The organism is Streptomyces sp. NPDC046862 (assembly GCF_040704615.1).
In the GTDB taxonomy this organism is placed as follows: Bacteria; Actinomycetota; Actinomycetes; order Streptomycetales; family Streptomycetaceae; genus Streptomyces.
Window position 1 is genome coordinate 35,034 of sequence record NZ_JBEYXP010000019.1, and the last position, 19,387, is coordinate 54,420.

14 protein-coding genes and 2 pseudogenes are annotated in these 19,387 nt (G+C 69.7%); 9 read left to right on the forward strand and 7 right to left on the reverse strand.

Annotated elements, in window-relative coordinates; translation table 11 throughout:
- Nucleotides 1–494 precede the first annotated feature (494 nt).
- Nucleotides 495–4,007 (forward strand): DNRLRE domain-containing protein, encoded by a 3,513-nt coding sequence (locus tag AB0959_RS21970; RefSeq protein WP_366828120.1) that lies wholly within the window; start codon nt 495–497, stop codon nt 4,005–4,007.
- Between the two features lie 51 nt (nt 4,008–4,058).
- Here the strand turns inward: AB0959_RS21970 and AB0959_RS21975 are convergent, their stop codons facing one another.
- Nucleotides 4,059–4,697 carry a Uma2 family endonuclease gene (locus tag AB0959_RS21975; protein WP_366828121.1) on the reverse strand — a complete coding sequence of 213 codons (639 nt, stop codon included), beginning with the start codon at nt 4,695–4,697 and terminating at the stop codon, nt 4,059–4,061.
- A gap of 199 nt (nt 4,698–4,896) precedes the next feature.
- On the opposite strand from AB0959_RS21975, the gene AB0959_RS21980 reads away from it, so the two are divergent.
- The 5 genes from AB0959_RS21980 to AB0959_RS22000 all read left to right on the forward strand — a co-directional run bounded on the left by AB0959_RS21980 (nt 4,897) and on the right by AB0959_RS22000 (nt 7,903).
- Nucleotides 4,897–5,304: a VOC family protein gene (locus AB0959_RS21980; RefSeq protein WP_366828122.1), complete on the forward strand. Its 408-nt coding sequence runs from the start codon at nt 4,897–4,899 to the stop codon at nt 5,302–5,304.
- A 112-nt stretch (nt 5,305–5,416) separates the two neighbouring features.
- Nucleotides 5,417–5,824, forward strand: coding sequence for a hypothetical protein (locus AB0959_RS21985; protein WP_366828239.1), 408 nt, complete (start codon nt 5,417–5,419; stop codon nt 5,822–5,824).
- Between the two features lie 32 nt (nt 5,825–5,856).
- Nucleotides 5,857–6,372, forward strand: a complete 516-nt coding sequence (locus AB0959_RS21990; protein ID WP_366828240.1) for a DCC1-like thiol-disulfide oxidoreductase family protein — start codon at nt 5,857–5,859, stop codon at nt 6,370–6,372.
- 10 nt (nt 6,373–6,382) lie between these two features.
- The gene (locus AB0959_RS21995) at nt 6,383–7,225 is read left to right on the forward strand and encodes a TetR family transcriptional regulator (RefSeq protein WP_366828123.1); all 843 of its coding nucleotides are present in this window, start codon (nt 6,383–6,385) and stop codon (nt 7,223–7,225) included.
- A gap of 90 nt (nt 7,226–7,315) precedes the next feature.
- Entirely contained in the window at nt 7,316–7,903 is a 588-nt protein-coding gene (locus AB0959_RS22000) for a Uma2 family endonuclease (RefSeq protein ID WP_366828124.1), read from the forward strand.
- 1 nt (nt 7,904) lies between these two features.
- Here AB0959_RS22000 and AB0959_RS22005 read toward each other — a convergent pair.
- Nucleotides 7,905–10,345: pseudogene (locus tag AB0959_RS22005) on the reverse strand (MMPL family transporter).
- A 167-nt stretch (nt 10,346–10,512) separates the two neighbouring features.
- On the opposite strand from AB0959_RS22005, the gene AB0959_RS22010 reads away from it, so the two are divergent.
- Both AB0959_RS22010 and AB0959_RS22015 read left to right on the forward strand, forming a co-directional pair.
- Complete coding sequence (locus tag AB0959_RS22010; RefSeq protein WP_366828125.1) at nt 10,513–11,250, forward strand: response regulator transcription factor; 738 nt, start codon at nt 10,513–10,515, stop codon at nt 11,248–11,250.
- Between the two features lie 128 nt (nt 11,251–11,378).
- Nucleotides 11,379–12,832 (forward strand): annotated as a pseudogene (locus AB0959_RS22015) (HAMP domain-containing sensor histidine kinase).
- A gap of 100 nt (nt 12,833–12,932) precedes the next feature.
- On the opposite strand, the gene AB0959_RS22020 reads toward AB0959_RS22015, so the two are convergent.
- The 4 genes from AB0959_RS22020 to AB0959_RS22035 form a co-directional block, all read right to left on the reverse strand.
- A complete protein-coding gene (locus tag AB0959_RS22020; RefSeq protein ID WP_366828126.1) occupies nt 12,933–13,340 on the reverse strand; it encodes an ATP-binding protein in 408 nt (135 codons plus the stop codon).
- A gap of 130 nt (nt 13,341–13,470) precedes the next feature.
- Nucleotides 13,471–15,027, reverse strand: a complete 1,557-nt coding sequence (locus AB0959_RS22025) for an ABC transporter substrate-binding protein (RefSeq protein WP_366828128.1) — start codon at nt 15,025–15,027, stop codon at nt 13,471–13,473.
- A 172-nt stretch (nt 15,028–15,199) separates the two neighbouring features.
- Nucleotides 15,200–16,546 (reverse strand): metallophosphoesterase, encoded by a 1,347-nt coding sequence (locus AB0959_RS22030; RefSeq protein ID WP_366828129.1) that lies wholly within the window; start codon nt 16,544–16,546, stop codon nt 15,200–15,202.
- 16 nt (nt 16,547–16,562) lie between these two features.
- On the reverse strand, nt 16,563–16,805 hold the full coding sequence (locus AB0959_RS22035; protein ID WP_366828130.1) for a hypothetical protein: 243 nt from the start codon (nt 16,803–16,805) through the stop codon (nt 16,563–16,565).
- A 91-nt stretch (nt 16,806–16,896) separates the two neighbouring features.
- Here AB0959_RS22035 and AB0959_RS22040 point away from each other — a divergent pair, with 91 nt between their 5' ends.
- Nucleotides 16,897–18,192, forward strand: coding sequence for a D-alanyl-D-alanine carboxypeptidase (locus tag AB0959_RS22040; RefSeq protein ID WP_366828131.1), 1,296 nt, complete (start codon nt 16,897–16,899; stop codon nt 18,190–18,192).
- A 33-nt stretch (nt 18,193–18,225) separates the two neighbouring features.
- On the opposite strand, the gene AB0959_RS22045 is transcribed toward AB0959_RS22040, so the two are convergent.
- Nucleotides 18,226–19,290 (reverse strand): YihY/virulence factor BrkB family protein, encoded by a 1,065-nt coding sequence (locus tag AB0959_RS22045; RefSeq protein ID WP_366828132.1) that lies wholly within the window; start codon nt 19,288–19,290, stop codon nt 18,226–18,228.
- Nucleotides 19,291–19,387: the final 97 nt, after the last annotated feature.

A 19,387-nucleotide genomic window follows, 5' to 3' on the forward strand; every position in this document is an offset into this window, starting at 1 on the left:
CCGAACACGGCGAGGTCCCCCCGGACCACTTGAAGCGGGACCAGGATCGGACCACGCGTGATGGCGTATCAGATGACGGAGATTTTGTGTGGCCTCTGTGAAGTTCCGCTAGATCGCCTGTACGAATGTGATGACTGTCACGGTGCGTAACGCATCGCAGCATTCTGTAACGCCCGGATCGGAGCACGTCCGAGGTTGCGGGAGCTTTCGCGCCTTTGCGATCTTCTCTCGCAATCCATCAAGCCACCTGACAAACAGGCCTCGATCTCCAGGCGTTATGTGGCACTTCGCTACGTTTCGCCCCCAAGGCCACAGCGGCACCCCGCAGTTACCCACCCCGGCACCCACCCCTCCATACGGCCCGCGCGGTTGATCGACTCAACGCCGCGTCCCGCACGCGAAGGGTGACGACGGCTCCCTGATGGGTCATCATCGGCTGGCCCGGCCGCGCCCTGTCTCGCGCCGGTTCCAAGGGGGGAAGGGGAACTCGCCCGATGACGCGCACGACGCGGAACTGGTTACGCGTGCCCGGAAGACGGACCACCGCCGCCACGCTCACCGCGGCTCTCGCCGCCACCGGCATCGCCTTCGTGAGCCTCGGCCTGGACGACCCCGGCTCGGGTGACGAGTCGAGCCACGGGCAGAAGGCCAAGCCCGTCACCGAAACCGCCGCGCTCACGCAGGCCGCGAAGAGCGGGGAGTCCGTCGAGGTCACCGCCTCGCGCACCGCCCGCTCCACCACCTGGGCCCGGCCCGACGGCCTCATGGCCAAGAAGCTGTACTCCTCCCCGATCCGGGCCAAGGTGGGCGGTGAGTGGAAGGACATCGACTACGACCTCCACCGCACCAAGGACGGCTGGGAACCCCGAGCCACCAACTCGCGGATGGTGTTCTCGGCGGGTTCCGGCAAGCGAGGTCAGGAGCGCGCCTCACGCGGTACCGCCCACCGCGTCTCCCTGCTCACCGGGCTCAAGGACGCCACCATGGGCACCGCCAGGGACGCCACCACGGCCGACGAGACCGCAAGCCCCCTGGTCACCCTGACCGTCGACGGCCACGACATCCAGCTCACCTGGCCCGGCCCCGTCCCCGCCCCGGTCATCGACGGCTCCCGCGCCCTGTACCCGGAGATCTTCCCGGGCGCCGACCTGGTGCTCACCGCCGACGACGACGGGTTCGCCCAGCTGCTCGTCCTCAAGAACCGGCAAGCCGCAGCCGATCCGCGCGCCCAGCAGTTGACATACGGCATCGCCTCTGCGGACCTGACCTTCCGTCTCGATCCGCTCACGGGCGTCGTCACCGCCGAGAACCCCTACGGCAACGAGGTCGCCATGTCTCCCACACCGCTGATGTGGGACAGCAGCGGCGCCCCCGCGGTCACCGACGGGGACGTGGGCGCCACCGCGCAGCCGACCGACTCCGAGAGCCCGGAGCCCACCGAGTCCGCCGGCGACGAGCCGAGCGACACCCCCAGCCCCTCCGAAGAGACCACCGAGGAGCCCGTCGAGAGCGACGAGCAGACCGACACCAGCCCGGAGACCCTCCCGGTGGCCACCGACGGCCCCGAGCCCACCGTGTCCGAGTCGCCGTTGCCGTCCGCCCCGGCCGAGCCGACGCCCGCGCCCTCGCAGACCGGCTCGGCGGCCACCCTCGGCCTGCCCGGGCTCGACGGCCCCTCCCCCGACTCCCGAGGAGAGCTCGTCGAGGCCGACCTGTCCGACGGGAAGTGGTCACTCACTCCCAACCAGGACTTCCTCAACGACTCGGCCACCACCTACCCGGTGTTCATCGACCCCTCGGTGAAGAAGCACACCCAGAACTGGACCACCGCGTACAGCCGCCACCCCCGAGCCACCTTCTACAACGGCAAGGGCTTCAACAAGGGCGGTACGCACGAGGCCCGTGTCGGCTTCGAGTCCGACACCTGGGGGACGTCCCGCTCGTACTTCAACATCGCCTTCGACAAGGGCCTCAAGGGCACGAAGATCACCAGCGCGAAGCTGCGCATGCTGGAGACGTACTCCTGGTCGTGCAGCGCACGCTCGATGAGCGTGCACCTCACCGGCGCGGTCAACGGGAAGACCAACTGGAAGAACGCCCCCAAGCTGCACGACGGCAACAAGGTCGCCACCAAGAGCTTCGCGCACGGCTACAAGTCGCGCTGCCGGGACGCGTACGAGGCCTTCGACGTGAGGAAGGCCGCTCAGAAGAAGGCCGACCAGGGCAAGGACACCATCACCTTCGGCCTGCGGGCCCGGGACGAGCACTCGCAGTACGCGTGGAAGAAGTTCCAGGCCAACGGAGAGAACGCACCCGTGCTGGAGCTCGTCTACAACCGCAAGCCGGCCATCGACTCCAAGTCGCTCGACCTCGGTCCCGACGGCAAGTGCACCACCACCGAACCGTACGTCCGCATGGGCTCGGGCAACCTGACGTTCACCGCGCGGGGGTCCGACAAGGACAAGAACCTCGACTACCTCGACTTCGTCCTGTGGCCAACGGGGAAGTGGGGGGCCACAGGGAACCTACTTCGTTCCACGGGCAAGGTCTCCGTCGGCGGTGACAAGGGCACCGCTCTGCGCACCACCGACTCCTTCCCCACCAGCAAGCTCACCAACGGCACGGTCTACTCCTGGCAGGTGCGGGCCGTCGACGACGCGAACTCCACTTCCGCCTACACGCCGGCCAAGACCCCCTGCCGCTTCGTCCTCGACACCTCGGCGCCCAGGCCGCCCAAGGTCAGTTCCACCGACTTCCCCAACGCCGACGGCAGCGAGAACGGCTTCGGCAACGACGCCGAGGACGCGAACTGGAGCAAGAAGAAGTTCGGTGAGGCGGGCGACTTCACCGTGCGCGCCGTCCAGAGTGACGTCGTGCGGTACGAGTACGGCTTCAACTCCCCCAGCTATCCGTTCTCGCTGCCCCGGGCGGCCGGCACGAGCACGAGCGTGAGCGCGGTCCTGCAGAACGTGGAACCGCCCACGGCCGGGCCCAACGTGCTGTACGTCAGGGCGGTGGACGGCGCGGGCAACGTCTCCGAGCCGACGAAGTACTTCTTCTACGTCACGCCTCGCGACCAGGCCGACAAGCCCGGCGACTTCACCGGCGACGAGCTGCCCGACCTGATGACGATCACCGAGGGCGGCAACCTGTCCCTCTATCCCTCGCAGGCCACCAACGATCTCTCGAAGGGCTCGGGCGACCTGGACTACTCGATGTCAGGCGCCTACCGGGGCAACCCCAACAAGGACCCCAACGGCGATGATCTGCCGCCGTACGTCGCGCCGCGCTCCGGCCATTTCAAGGACGCGCTGATCACCCACAACGGCGACATCTACGGCGGTGACGGCCTCCAGGACCTGGTCGTCCGCGTCGAGGGCAAGCTGTGGGTGTACCCCGGCGACGGCTACGGCGCCGTCAACATCGACAAGCGCCGCGAGATCCTGCTGCCGAGCGGTGCGCCCAGCCCGGCCGACCTGACCCAGTTCGTGTCGGCGGGCGATGCCACCGGAGACGGCCGGACCGACTTCTTCGCCACCATCGGCGACGAGTTGTGGATCTTCACCGGCTACCACGGGGCGACCATCGACCAGGCGAAACGGCTGTGGGCGTCGGGCTGGACCGCACGCGACATCGTCACCGCGCAGGACATCTCCGGCGACGGCGTCACCGACCTCGTCTACCGGTCCGACTCGGCGGCCAAGCTGATGCTCCGCAGGGGTATCTCCGACGGTGACGGAGGGGTGGAGCTGGACTCGCTGGCCTCCGCCGGCAACTCCGCGGGAGGCGACGACAGCGAATACGGTGCCGCCGGCTGGTCGGTCGCCAACGTGCCGCTGCTGATCGGCACGCCGGACGCCAACGGTGACACCATCCCTGACGTCTGGGCCGTGCGCTCCGACGGTTCCGTCCGCTTCTACGCAGGTGGGAGGACGACGCTGCCGGGGTCCGGTACGGAGATCATCGGCGCGAGGAGCTACTGGCGGACGCGGGTCGCCATCGGGTGAGGACACCTTGTTGAAGGGCCGCCCACACCTTGGGGTCGGCCCTTCGGCGTGTCACCCCTTCTCGCGCTCCGGAGTGGTCCCCGGCCGCCGGTTGATGGCCGTCAGGTCGATCTCGATGTCGAAGGGAACGGTCACCTTGAGGTGATCGTGGAAGATGCCGGTGAGGCCGTAAGCCTTGGTGGCCGGGTCGAGTTCGTACACGTAGACGACGGGGAGGCCCTTTTTCTCGTCCTGCTCGACCCGCCAGAAGTGCGGGACACCAGCCGCCGCGTATTTGCGGGGCTTGACTTCCCGGTCGCGTTCGCGAGAGTCGGCGGATACGACCTCGACAGCGAGGAGAACGTCCTCGGGCTCGTACCAGGTCTGGTCTGGTCCGGTCACCGCCTCCACCGGGAACACAACGATGTCCGGCTCGGGCCGGTTCTTTGTGTCGAGCTTGATCGTCATCTCCCGGTCGACGTCCAGGTGGTCCGGCGCTTGCTCCAGGAGAGCGATGTCCAGGAGGCGCATCGTGCGTGTGTGAAATCGAGTCTGCGCACTCACGAAAACGAGGCTCCCGTCAATCAACTCCGTGTGAGACGGGAGGCCCGGAATCCGGTCGAGGTCGTCCGCGGTCCAGCCCTCCTGGGGCGGGATCGGCCAACGGTACGCCGGTTCGTCGTCGAGCCCGTTCTCGGATGCGGCGCTCATGATTGCTCCCATGGGACGGAGTCTGACCTGCCTCTCCAGCCTACCCAGCGGGAATGTCCCAGCCGTCAGCTCAATGAGCGACGAACCAATGGGACACCAGATCAGCATTCGATGATCTGCTCGATATATCTGGTTCACGCAAGAGGCGACACGTCCGGAGGTCGCCTGGTTGCAGGCGCGGCAAATCTAACCTGACGTCATGTCAGATGAAGGGTTTTACGAGCTGCTCGGTTTCGACAACGTGCTCCTGCCCGTGGGGGACCTCGGGGAGGCCGTGGTGTTCTACGAGCAGGCCGGGTTCGGGGTGGCGTTTCGGCTGGACGAGGCCGGGATCGCGCTGTTGAAGGTGGGCAAGGAGGCGCCCGGCGTGCTGCTCCGGGTGGAGGAGGCGCTGGGGCAGCGGCCGCCGGAGTGGGCCTCGCCCCGGGTGTGGCTGGAGGTGCGGGACGCGCGGGCCGCCGGGCGGGCGCTCGAGGCGGCCGGGGTGGCACTGCTCGACGCGCCGTTCTCCGTCGCCACGGGATGGACCGTCGAGTTCGCCGATCCCTGGGGCAATGTCATCGGGCTCACCGACTACAGCAAGCGGCCGGAGCTCGGGCGGGCCTGAGCAACCTCGCCCCCTCCGTCACCCACACCCGAACTACCGCTTGAACGTGTTCAAAAACAGGAGTACGGTTCCTCGCGAGAACGTTTTGAACGTGTTCAAGAAGGGGTGGGACATGGACCTCACGGTCGTCGCGTATGTCATTTACCTGCTGGTCAGCGTGGGGCTGACGGTCTGGGTGGCGCGGACGCTGAGCCGGAACGGACGGATCTTCCTCGGCGATGTGCTGCACGGGAACGAGAAGCTCGCCGATGCCGTCAACCACCTGCTGGTCGTCGGCTTCTACCTCGTCAATCTGGGGTTCGTCGCCCTCTACCTGAACCAGGACGGAGGGGTCGCCGACGCGCGCGGCGTCTTCGAGGCGGTCTCGACGAAGCTCGGCGTCGTGCTGCTCGTGCTCGGTGCGCTGCACCTGGCCAACGTGTTCGTGCTCAACAAGATCCGGCGGCGGGGACTGATGGAGCGGGAGCAGGTGCCGCCCGTCGCGCCGCAGGGTTGGGTCGCCCCGACGGTCAAGGCGTGACGGTCGCCATGACGACGCCGATGACGACGCCGATGACGACGAAGGTGGACGCCGTCGCCGTACGCGACCGGGACGCCGCGCGCGTCCCGGTCCGCGGGCTCACCGTGCTGTACGACGCCCAGTGCTCGCTGTGCCGGTTCGTGCGGGAGTGGCTGGGCAGGCAGCTGCAGTTGGTGCCGCTGGAGTTCGTGGCGGCGGGGAGCGAGGAGGCCCGGCAGCGCTTCCCCTCGCTCGATCACCGGGCCGCCCTCGAAGAGATCACCGTCGTGGGCGACGCTGGGCAGGTGTACCGCGGGCCCGCCGCCTGGGTCGTGTGCCTGTGGGCGCTGAGGGAGCAGCGGCCGCTCGCCCACCGGCTGAGTACCCCGGCCGGGGCGCGGCTGGCCAAGGGCGCGGTCCTGGCCGCGGCCAAGTGGCGGGAGATACACACCGACAGCCAGTGGGGCGGGAGCGCGTACCGGCATCGTGACGGCTGGGCCTACGATCCGCGGTACGGGTGGACGTACACCCCACCCGCCTGCGACAGCGGCACCTGCGCGAGTCGTTAGGCTCTGTTCCGTGCCAGCAGTTCCCGAACCGGCCGACTCGGCCGACCATCCCCGGCCCGCGAAGGACCCCGGCTCCGGTCCCGGTCCCACAGAGGGCTCCGGCCCGCCCGAAGGCTCCGGCTCCGACGCGGATCGTACGTCCGCCAGGAGTCCCGCCAAGTCCGAGCAGACCCGCGCGCTCATCCTGGAGACCGCGCTGCGGCTCTTCCAGGAGCGCGGGTACGACAAGACGACGATGCGGGCCATCGCGAAGGAGGCCGGGGTCTCCGTCGGCAACGCGTACTACTACTTCGCCGGCAAGGAGCACCTGATCCAGGGGTTCTACGACCGGATCGGCGAGGAGCACCTGGCGGCGGTCGGGCCGGTGCTGGCGCGGGAGAGGGATCTGGAGGCGCGGATAGCCGGGGTGCTCAAGGCCTGGCTGGACGTGGCGGAGCCATACCACGAGTTCGCCGCGCAGTTCTTCAAGAACGCGGCCGATCCGGACAGCCCGCTCAGCCCCTTCTCGGCGGAGTCGCAGAAGCCCCGGGAGGAGGCCATCGCCCTCCACCGGGAGGTGCTGGCCGGGTCGAAGGCCAAGGTGCCGGAGGAGCTCCGTGAGGTGCTGCCCGAGCTGATGTGGCTGTCCCAGATGGGGCTGGTGCTGTACTGGGTGTTCGACCGGACGGAGGGGCGCGAGCGGAGTTACCGGCTCGCCGAGCGGGGGGCCCGGCTGACGACCCGGGGGGTCTCGCTGGCCCGGTTCCGGGTGCTGCGGCCGCTGGTCCATGAGGTGCATGAGCTGTTCACGGACTTTCTGCCGGGGATGACGAGGGTGCTGCCGGATCCTGGGGGCAAGGGGCGGGCGAGTTGATCACTTTCGGGTGAAGCGGTTCGAAGGGGACATCGGGTATCCCGCCTGCCTACGATGATGCTCTCGACACCAGCCCATGGGAGGCACCTGATGTCCGCAGCAGCTGTCGAGCGGCCGCACGAGGACCGGCCGCTGATCGCCGAGGCGAACCACATCATGGAGAGCATTCCGGGCCTCCGCGTCGAGATCATCGGAGAGCAGATTCTCGTGAGCCCCGCACCGGACGGCCCCCACTCCGAGGCGCTGATGCTGTTCGCCGCCCCATTCATGGGCCTGGGTCTGGTACGAGCACTCCCGGGCATCGGTCTCTGGCTGCCCAGCGGCCCCGAGGACTACGCGATCCCCGACCTGTCGGTGGTCGACGACGACTACCGTGATCACCTGGTGGAGAACAGCTGCTACGACCCGACGTGCTTCCGCCTGGTCATGGAAGTCACATCGAGCAACTGGAAGACGGATCTGCAGACCAAGGTCGCCTACTACGCCAAAGCCCGGATCCCTGTCTACGTCGTCGTCGACCGCAAGCACCAACGTCTCCACGTGCTGACCGAACCGACGGGGGGCCGCTACACCCATCACGGGATCCACATCCCCGGGGAGCTCGTCACGCTCCCCGAGTCCGTGGGTGGCAAGGTCGTTCTGGACGTCGAGCGCATCCTCAAAGCCGGACTGGCCTGACCTAGCTGACCACGTCCACCTCTCCCTCCGAGGCCTCCGCCACCTCCACGTCACACACCAGCGGCCCGTCGCCCACCACCACGGACCGCGCCCGCGAGCCCAGCCCGTCAGCCGTCGTCGCCAGCAGGTACTCCCCCGCCCCCGGCACCGCCACGATGTAGGACCCGTCCGCCAGCGACGTCACCCGGTCCAGCCGGCGCCCGCCCTTCGTCAGCAGCGTCACCTCCGCGCCCGCCACCGGCTCGCCTTCCTCCGTGCAGATGAAGCCGTGGATCACCGAGGAGGGCCCCCTCGGGGACGGGACCTCGGCCTCCGAAGCCTCCTCCTTGGGCTCCACCGCCAGGTGCGGCAGCCGCTTCTCCAGACCGGCCGGCAGCCACCAGTTCGCGTTGCCCAGCAGATGCATCGCCGCCGGGACCAGCGCCGTACGGAGGATGAACGCGTCCAGGGCCACCGCCGCCGCCAGGCCGATGCCCGCCATCGCGCCCTCCATGTCGCCGCTCAGGACGAAGGCCGAGAACACGCAGATCATGATCAGGGCGGCACAGTTGATCACACGGCTGGTCTCCGCCAGCCCGACCCGCACGGCCCGCGCGTTGTCCTTCGTGTGGACCCACTCCTCGTGCATCCGGTCACCAGGAACACCTGGTAATCCATGGAGAGGCCGAAGAGCAGCGACAACATGATGACCGGGAGGAACGCCGTGATCGGACCCTCCTTGCCGATGCCGAGCGCTTCCGCGCCCCAGCCCCACTGGAAGATCGCCACCAGTACGCCGAAGGACGCCGCCGCCGCGACGAGGTTCATCAGGGCGGCCGTCAGCGGGACCACGAGGGAGCGGAAGGCCACGAGCAGGAGCAGGAAGCCGAGCGTGATGATCGCCGCGACGAAGTACGGCAGCCGGTCGCCGGTCACCGCCGCGAAGTCCTTGAAGACCGCCGTGACGCCGCCCACGTGGGCCTCGGCCCCGGACTCCGGGATCACCTCGTCCCGCAGGCGGTCGATCAGCTGGTCCGTCTTCTCGGACTGGGGTGACGTCGTCGGCACCACCTGGATCACCGAGACGCCGTTCGCGGGCGGGAGCGCGGCGGCCTGGGCCACTCCCTCGGTCTTCTCGATGGTCGACACCAGTGTCCTGGGCGCCGAGCCGTTCACCACCACCTGGAGCGGCCCGTTGAAGCCGGGTCCGAACCCCTCGGCGAGCAGGTCGTACGCCTGCCGCGTCGTCGTGGACTCCTGGTTGTTGCCCTGGTCGGTGGCGCCGAGCCGGAGCGAGAGGACGGGGAGGGCGAGGACGGCCATGACGACCACCGCCATCGTGGCGACCGCGCGCGGGCGCCGCTGCACGTACGACGACCAGCGCGCCGCGAGACCGCTCGCCTCCGCGGGCTCCGGTCCGGCCGCGGCCAGCCGGTGCCGCTGCCTGCGGCTGAGCACGCGCATGCCGAGCAGCCCCAGCAGGGCGGGCAGCAACGTGACGGCCGCGAGCACGCTCAGCACCACGGTCAGCGAGGTCGCGACGACGACGCCGTCCAGGAACCGCATGTTCATCACCAGCATGCCGGCGAGCGCGATGCACACCGTGCCGCCGGCGAACAGCACCGCACGACCCGAGGTGTTGAGGGCCGTCACCGCCGCGTCCTCGGGCTTCACCCCGCGCAGGATGCCACGCCGGTGCCGGGTGACGATGAACAGCGCGTAGTCGATACCGACGCCCAGACCGATCAACGAGCCCAGCAGCGGGGCGACTTCGGGCACGTCCGTGACATGGCTGAGGAGTGTCGTCGCCATCATGCCGGTGCCGACGCCCGCGATCGCCACCACGATCGGCAGCAGCATCGCGAACAGCGAGCCGAAGGCAAGGAAGAGGACGACGGCCGCCGCCAGGATGCCGACCAGTTCGGCCAGGCCCTGCGGGGGCTCCTGGGTGCGGGCGATCGCCTGGCCGCCCAGTTCCACCTGGAGTCCCGCCCGTTCGGCGCCCTGGGCCGTGTCGACGACGTCCTCGATCAGCTCCTTGGGGACGGCGTTCGCCTGCTCGGTGAAGGTCACCTGGGCGTACGCGATCCGCCCGTCCCGGCTGATCTGCGCCGCACCGGCGCCCCCGCCGGCGTACGGGCTCGTGACCTTCCCGACGCCCTTCATCGCGCCGATCTCCTTCAGCGCGGGCTCGATCCGGGACCGTACGGACGCGTCCCGTACGGATCCGCCATCTCCCCCTTCTCCCCCGTCCACCTTCCACACCACCGTGTCGGTGTCGCCCGCGCTCTCGGGGAAGGCCTTCTCCATCAGGTCGTACGCGCGCTTGGAGTCCGTGTCCGGGAGGGAGAACACGTTCGCGTAGTCCGTCCCGGCGGCCGTACCCGCCGCGCCCAGACCGAACAGCGCCCCCACCCACAGCAACAGGACCACCAGCCGGTGCCGATAGCACCACCGTGCCAATGCCGCCACGATCAACTCTCCTTGTCCGACAGTCGATTGGTCCCCCAGGTCCTGGGCAACAGCATTGGCGGCGGCACGCGCGCGGGGACATGAGCCGGCCATGACTCTCAAGGAACTCCAAAGCGAGAGCGGTCCCCCGCGGGAACCCTCGAGACGATACTGGGGGCATGACCGGAAACGAGGGAGCCGGATCCGGAGGCGCCGGATCCGAGGGCGCCGGATCCGAGGGCGCCACCGTCCTCGTCGTGGAGGACGAGGAGAGCATCGCGGACGTCCTCGCCATCGCCCTGCGCTACCACCGCTTCGAGGTGATGACCGCGGGCACCGTCCGTGAGGCGCTCGCCCTCGCCGAGCGCACCCGGCCCGACGCGGCCCTGCTGGACGTGATGCTCCCCGACGGCGACGGCCGGGCGCTGGGACGGGAGCTGCGCACCCGGCAGCCCGAGTTGGCGCTGGTGTTCCTGACCGCCAGGGACGCGCCCGCCGAGATCGTCGGCGCCCTCGGCTTCGGCGACGACTACATCACCAAGCCGTTCAACATCGACGAGGTCGTCGCCCGGATCACCGCGGTCCTGCGCCGCACCCGCCACACGGACGTCCTCCCCCAGCGCCCGCCCCTGCGCTACGGCGACCTGGAGCTGGACGAGACGACGTACTCGGTGCACCGCGCCGGCCGCACGGTGGAGCTGACGCCCACGGAGTACGCGCTGCTGAGGTTCCTGGTGCGCAACGGCGGCCGGATCGTGCCGAAGGAGCAGCTCCTGCGCCACGTCTGGCAGTACGAGCACGCGCCGGCCGAGTCGACCGTCGTCGAGACCTACATCAGCTATCTGCGCCGCAAGCTCGACACACTCGGGTCGCCGGTGATCACCACCCGGCGGGGCGTGGGATACGGGCTGGCATGAGCGGAAGCCCCGCCCGTGTCCCCGCCCGTGTCCCCGCCGGTTTCCCCGCTCGTTTCCTGGCCCGCTTCCCCGCCCGGTTCCCCGTCGCCTTCCCCGCTCGCTTCCGCTGCCGCCGCGGCGTCCACTCCCTGCGCGGCAAGCTCACGCTGGCGAACGTGGGGCTGCTCGCCCTGGGTATCGCGATCGCGACCGCCGTCAGCGTGGTGGGCATGCGGCTGTACCTGCTCGACAGCGTCGACACGGAGCTGATGTCGACACGCGGTTCGATCGGCAAGGCACGGATCAGCATGGAGCAGGTCGACGCGCTCACCGCGCTGGTCGCCGTCCGGCAGAAGATGGCGCCCGCTCCCCCGGCCGAGGACGCCGACTCCCTCGTGCAGGGCGCCGTCTTCGCGGCCCTGGACGAGAAGGGGAAACCCCTGACCATCGGCGGTTTCGCACCGACCGCCCAGCAGCGCGCACTCGCCGGCGCGGTGGACGACCCGGCCGCCCTGGTCAGGGACGACGAGCCCCACGACGTCAGGGTGGAGGGCGCCCCCTACCGGGTCACCGCGGCCCGGCTCGGCGACGGCACCACCGTCCTGCTCGCCACCTCGACCAAGGCCCTGCACAACGTCCTCACCAAGGCCCTCAGGCTCGACCTCGCCGTCGGCAGCCTGCTGCTGGCCCTGCTCGCCTGCCTGACGATGTTCAGCGTGAGGCGCCGTATGCGGCCCCTGGAGGACATGGTGGAAACCTCGTCGGCGATCGCCGAGGGCGACCTGACCCGGCGCGTCCCCTCCAGCCACCACCCGACGCAGGAGGTCGAACAGCTCCAGCTCGCCCTCAACTCCATGCTCCATCAGGTCGAGTCGGCGTACCGGACGCGCGAGCGCAGCGCCGCCCAGCTGCGCCGTTTCGTCGCCGACGCCTCGCACGAGCTGCGCACACCGCTGTCCGCGATCCGGGGCTACCTCCAGCTGTTCGAGAAGGGGGTGCTGCGCGTACCGGCCATGGGGGTCCCCCCGGTCGAGCGAAGCCGAGACTGGGGGGGAAGCGCGCCTGGGACCGGATGACCGGCGAGGCCGACCGCATGGGCCGCCTCGTCGACGAGCTGCTCACCCTCGCCCGCCTCGACCAGAGCCCCGAACTCCGCTTCCGCAACGTCGACCTGACCCGCCTGGTCCGCGACGCGGCCGAGGACCTGCGCGCCCTGCAGCCCGACCGCCCGGTGACCGTAGACGCGGACGGCACCCTCCTCGTCCACGCCGACGAGTCGGGGCTTCGCCAGGTACTGGGCAACCTCATCGGCAACGTCCGCACCCACACCCCGGCCGACGCCCCGGTCCGGCTGACCGTGACACGCTCCGAAGGGTCCGTACGCCTGTGCGTCGCCGACGAGGGCCCGGGCCTCACGGAGGAGGACGCCTCCCGCGTCTTCGACCGCTTCTTCCACGCGGGAGGCGGCGCGGGCAGCGGTTTGGGAATGGCGATCGTGCAGGGGGTCGTACGGGCGCATGGGGGCGAGGTGGGAGTACGCACGGCTCCGGGTGAGGGCTTGACCGTAACGGTCACACTCCCCACCCAAGGGGCGCGGGGCTGAGTCGATGTGCGGCTCCGCCGCGTGGGCGCGACCAGCCACAACGCACCCGCACCCGCACCCGCACCCGCCAACCAAGAAGAACCCACCACCCCCGTAGGCGTCACGGCCCCCCGAGCGGAGCGACAAGTACCCACACCGTCTGCCCATGCCGCCCCCGGCTCCACACCCCCCACGCCGAAGCGATGTGCTGCACCAGGAACAGCCCTCGCCCGGACTCGTCCCACTCACCGGGTTCCCTGAGCCGGGGCGGCACCGTGCCCTCGTCGGAGACCTCTATGAAGCAGGAGCCGTCGGCGAGGGCCGTCACCGCGACCTCGAACTCCCGCTCCAGCAAGGGCCCGTGGCGCACCACGTTGGTCGCCAGCTCGGAGACGAGGAGCACGGCGTCCTCCAGGGCTGCGTCGCCCTCACCGTGTCCCCAGTCGACGAGGTGGTCCCTGACCCGGTGCCGGGCGAGTCCGACGGACGCGGGATGCCGGGGCAGCCGGAAGGAGTTGCGTCTCAGCACGTTTGCTCCTCACCCCGACCACACCTCCGTCACATGGTGCTGCGTGGTGAGGGAACGCGGTGTCACTTCGGCGAATGTCACACCGGGAACTCCCGTGAGGTGTCACACGACGGCCGGTGGCCGGTGGCCGTCATATCCAGTCCAGCTGCCAGAGCCGGAAGACACCGGTTCCGTCGGAGAGGTACTGGCCGCCGCCGACGTCCTCGGTGCTCAGCACGTACTCCTTCTGCTGCCACAGCGGGATCAGCGGTACGTCCTGGGCCACGGCCTGCTGGATCTTGCGGAAGTCCGCGGTGGCCCGGCTGCGGTCGTCGTAGCGCCGGCTGTCCTGGATCAGCCGGTCGACGGTCTTGTTGCTGTAGCCGTTCTTCATGCTGCCGCCGGTGCCGACGAGGGGCCCGCTGAAGTTGTCGGCGTCGGGGAAGTCGGCGACCCAGCCGACGGCGTACGCGTCGAGCTTCCCCTGGGCGTACTGCTGCTGGAAGTCGGTCCACTCGTACGCCTTGGTGGTCACCTTGAACAGTCCGCCCGCCTCCAGCTGCTTCTTGAGCTCGGCGGCCTCCTCTGCGGTGGAGCCACTGCCCGTGGCGTACCCGTAGGTGAAGCTCACGGGCAGTTTCACCCCGGCCTCGGTGAGCAGTCGGCGGGCCCGCTTGGGGTCCGGCTCGGGGTACATGTCGAAGAACGAGGTGGTGTGGCCCGTGATGCCGACCGGGATGAGCGAGTAGAGCGCGTCGGTGGTGCCCTTGTAGACGTCGCTGACGAGTTTCTCGCGGTCGACGAGGTCGGCAATGGCCTGGCGTACGCGGCGGTCGTGCAGCGGTGAGTTCCCGCGGACGTTCAGGACGAGGTTGCGGGTCTCGGCGCTGTCGGACTCGGAGATGCGCTGGTTCGGGTCGCTCGGCGAGAGCGCGGCGACCACGGCGGGGGGCAGCTCACGGCCGGCGACATCGATGGCCTTGGCCTTCCACGCCTTGTCCAGGGCCTCGGAGTCCTTGTAGTAGCGCAGGGTCACGGGCCGGCCGGTGTCCTTGACCGCGCCCTTGTAGTTCTCGTTCGGTTCGAGGACGGCCTGCTTCTTCTTCGTGTACGTCTTCAGGACGTACGGTCCCGTGCCGTCGACGCCGCTGCGGGTACGTACCGCACTCGCGGAGTACCTGGTGTGGTCGACGATCGAGCCGGCGCCGGTGGCGACCTTGAAGGGGAACGTCGCGTCCGGCGAGGACAGGTGGAAGGTGACGGTCTGTCCGTCGGCGTCGACCGACCGCAGGGTGCCGAGCAGTGGGGCCGGGCCGACGTCGGAGTTGATGCGCTTGACGCGGTCGAAGGAGTACTTCACGTCCTCGCCGGTCATGGTCCGCCCGCTGGGGAACCTGAGGCCGTCGCGCACGGTGCAGCGGTACGTGGTCAGGCCGCCGCCGACGAAGGAGCAGCTCTTCGCGGCGTCGGGCACCGGGGCCGAGCCGCCGGGGTCGAAGGTCATGAGGGTCTGGAAGACGTTGCTGAACAACGCCCATGACCCGGCGTCGTACGCCCCCGCCGGGTCGAGGGCCGTCACGGCGTCCGTCGTCCCCACGGTGATGGTGCGTCCCTCGTCCTGACCGGACGGCAGCAGTTGCCAGCCACCCACACCCGCGGCCGCCAGGACGAGCAGCGTCACGAGAATCCGCATGCGAACCGAGCGCATCGGTGTGCCCTCCCCAGGCGCCATCGCGCATGCCACCAGGCATGGCGCGGATCACCCAACCACACCTGTTTCAGCGGGGGGAAGAGCCTCCCGGCTACCTGAGGAAAGCTCTTACCAACGGCCGTTTCACCGGGGTTTCACAGCCGGTCCACAGGGGTGACCCGAAGGGGGCTCAGGCCTGCTTCGACGCCAGCTCCACCACCGTGATGTCCGACGGGGCTCCCACGCGCACGGGAGGCCCCCAGGCGCCCGCGCCGCGGGTGACGTACAGCTGGGTGTCGCCGTGGCGTTCGAGGCCGGCCAGGGTGGGGTTGGCGGCGGCCGCGACGTAGTTGACGGGCCACATCTGGCCGCCGTGGGTGTGGCCGGACAGCTGGAGGTCGACACCGTGGTCGACGGCCTCGTCGATCTGGACGGGCTGGTGGGCGAGGAGGACGACGGCCCGTGAGGTGTCCCGGTCGCCCAGCGCCTTGGTGAAGTCCGGTCCCTGGCCCTCGTCCTCGCCCGCCACGTCGTTGACGCCCGCGAGGTCGAAGTGGGGCAGCTCCCGGCGGGCGTTCTCCATCGGGGTGAGGCCCAGCCGCCGCACCTCCTCGACCCATTGCTCGGCGCCGGAGAAGTACTCGTGGTTTCCGGTGACGAAGTACGCGCCGTGGCGGGCCGTCAGCTGCGCCAGCGGGGCCGCCGCCGGGCCCAGGTCCGCGACCGAGCCGTCCACCAGGTCGCCGACGACCGCGATGAGGTCGGGCTGGGTGCCGTTGATCGTGTCCACGACCTTCTGGGCGAAGCCGCGGCCCAGCATCGGCCCGAGGTGGATGTCGCTGACCACGGCGATCCTGAACCCGTGGGCCGCGCGCGGAAGTTTGGCCAGCGGCACGGTGACCCGCTTCACCTTGGGGCCGCGCACGACTCCGTAGGTGCCGTAGCCGACGGTTCCGACCGTGGCGGCGGCCACGGCTCCGCCGACGACGCGGGAGACGAAGAGGCGGCGGGAGGGGTCTGCCGGGGCCGGGGTGGAGGCGAGTTCGGGGGCTGTGGCGACTCCCCCGGGTTCCGCCGGGGTCAGGGGGTCGGCGGGTTCCGCGGACTGGGGGGCGTCCGTGCGCGGGCCCGCCGGGACGGGCTCGGCCTCCCGAACGGAAACCGGCTGCGGTTCCGTCGCGGCGGTAGGCGCGGCGGCGGGTGCGGCCACCGGAGCGCGCCGCTCCACCAGGCGCCGTACGAGCGGGCGTAGGAGCTCTCCCGCCAGCAGCGCCAGCAGCAGGTACAGCGACAGCGCCAGCCACATGAAGCCCGGCCAGCCCAGCACCTGCTGGAGCCAGAAGGGGGCGCCGCCGCGCTCGGCCGCGAACGCCGCGAACAGCAGCACGGGCCCGGCGACGAACACCGCCGCGCCGACCCGGCGGGCGGTTCCAGGCCCGCGTGTCGTGTCCCGCACCAGACGGCGCCAGGCGTACCAGTGCAGGGCACCGAACGCGGCCAGGACGGTCAGGGCCACCAGTATGAAGACAATCACCATTCCGCCGTACTCCCCGCTATGACGTAGGGCGCAATGCGCGCAATCCACGCAACCCGATGACCCCGATGGCCGTCCCAAGGACAAAGGAGACGACGGCGAGCGTCAGGTGCACCCAGAAGTACGCCGTCGGATCACCCGCGTCGTTGAACGCGAGCCCGCTGCCGTCCTTCCAGAGGTTCTTGACGAAAGTGATCCAGATGACCCAGCTCCACACCCCGAAGGCGAGCAGGAACCAGGAGAGGGGGCGGCTGAGCTTCATGGGTTCAGTATTACCTTTGGTGGTTCCGCTTCGCCGTGCGGGTAGGGGCAGCGGTAGGAGTTATCGGTCGGGGCCATGTACTTTCTCGGTCGTGCCCGCCTCCATGAAGACCGCCAGGCGATACCTGATGGTCGCTTCCGCCATGTCGTTGTCCCTGTCGCTGACGGCTGCCCCGGCCGCCCTCGCCGCCGACAAGCCGTCGGGCAAGCCCTCGGACAAGCCGTCGGCCAGCGTGTCACCGTCGGTCACGCCTCCCGCGAACATGTCCACCGTGGGCGGCGAACGGCTCGGCGTGCCGGGCACCCAGGCCGACCTCGGCACCGGCGCGCCGGTGCTGCCGAAGGACCTCACGGCGCGCTCGTGGATCGTCGCGGACGCCGAGTCGGGCGACGTCCTGGCCTCGCACAACGCGCACTGGCGGCTCGCGCCGGCGAGCACGCTGAAGATGCTCTTCGCGGACACGGTGCTGCCGAAGTTCAACAAGGAGGAGCAGCACAAGGTCGTGCCCTCCGACCTCGCGGGCATCGGCCCGGGCTCCAGCATGGTCGGGATAAAGGAGAACGAGACGTACACGGTCCACGACCTGTGGCTCGGCGTCTTCCTTCGCTCCGGCAATGACGCGGTGCATGTGCTGTCCGCGATGAACGGGGGCGTCGACCAGACCGTCAAGGACATGAACGCGCACGCCGAGGAGCTCCAGGCCCTCGACACGAACGTGGTCAGCCCGGACGGCTACGACGCGAAGAAGCAGGTGTCGTCGGCGTACGACCTGACGCTCTTCGCCCGGTCGGGCCTGCAGAAGAAGGACTTCCGCGAGTACTGCTCGACCGTGCGGACCAAGTTCCCGGGCGAGACCAAGAAGAACAAGAAGGGCAAGACGACCCGCGAGTCCTTCGAGATCCAGAACACCAACCGGCTGCTGACCGGTGACACGGGTCTCGACCCGTACCAGGGCATCGCGGGTGTGAAGAACGGCAACACGACGAACGCGGGCTCCACGTTCACGGGGGTGGCCGAGCGCGACGGCAGGGTGCTGCTGGTCACGGTCATGAACCCGGAGAAGGACGAGTACAACGAGGTCTACAAGGAGACCGCCCGCCTCTTCGACTGGGGCTTCCAGGCCGCGGACAAGGTGACGCCGGTGGGTGAGCTGGTGCCGCCGAAGGGTGCGGAGACCGAGGGTGGCTCGAAGCCGGGGGCCACGTCGTCGGCGTCCGCCTCGGGGGCGACGGGGGGTAAGTCGGTGGCCGCGGGTGCCTCCGGCGGGTCCAGCGGTGTCGGGGTTGCTCTGGGGATCATCGGGGGTGTGCTGGCGCTCGTGGGCGGTGGGGTGTTTCTGGTGAATCGGCGGTGGCCGTTGCCGGAGCTGATGCGGCGACGGCGCTGAGCGTTTGGCGTCTGCCTGGTTGCCGCCGTGTGATCAGTGCGGGTCGTTCGTGGCTGGTCGCGCCCCGCGGCGGAGCCGCACGGTGTCCCAGCCCCGCGCCCCTGAAAGACGCGTCTGCCTGGTTGCGGTCGTGTGATCAGTGCCGGTCGTTCGTGGCTGGTCGCGCCCCGCGGCGGAGCCGCCCAGTGTCACAGCCCCGCGCTCCTTTCGGGGCGCGTCCTCGCTCGTACCCGCACCCTCCAGTTCCACCTCCTTGCTGCCCGTCGCCGTCCAGGACGCGCAGTACAGGAGTAGTTTCGCGGTGAAGTTGATCCAGAGGAGCAGGGCGATGGGGACGCCGAAGGCGCCGTACATGCTCCTTGAGGCGATGCCCTGCAGATAGCCGCTGAGCAGGAGCTTCAGGAGTTCGAAGCCGGCCGCGCCGATCAGCGCGGCCACCATCAGGCGGCGGCGCGGTGGGTGGACGCCGGGCAACAGGGTCAGGACGTACAGCAGGAGCAGGAAGTCGGCGAGGACGGCGATGGCGAAGGCGGCGGCCTGGAGGAGCGCGCCGCCCCAGCCGTCGCGGTCGATGCCGAGCTGGTCGGCGAGCCCGCCCACCAGCGCCGAGGCGACGGTGGAGGCGGCGAGGGTCACGAGGACCGCGCCGCCGAAGCCCAGGAGGATGCCCGCGTCCCTGGCCTTGCTCAGGACCGGGTTCTCCTCGGGCTCGGGCTTCTCCCACACCGCGCGCAGACAGCCCCTCATCTCGCTGACCCAGCCGATGCCGGTGAAGAGCAGGAACGCGCCGGCGATGATCCCGATCGTGCCCGCGTTGTCGACGAGGGTGCCGACGTTCAGCTGGTCGGCGATCCCCGGCACCTGGTCGGTGATCTTGTCCTGGAGCTCCTGTTGCTTGCCCTTGCCGAACACCGAGGCGGTCACGGCGGCGCCCAGCGTCAGCAGCGGGAAGAGCGCCAGGAAGCTGATGAAGGTCATCGCGGCGGCCAACCGCGTCCACTTCACGCGGTCCAGCCGCTCGTACGACCGCCACGCGTGCGTGGTCATCAGGCGCTCCACCCAGGGGCCGATCCCGGGGAGCTTCTTCAGCCAGTCCATGATCCCACTCTGCCCCCTTCACCTCTGCCCTCATGCCGCGAGGTCCCGATACCCGGGTACCCCGGAATCGCGGGACCGTGGCCGTCACCAGGGTGGG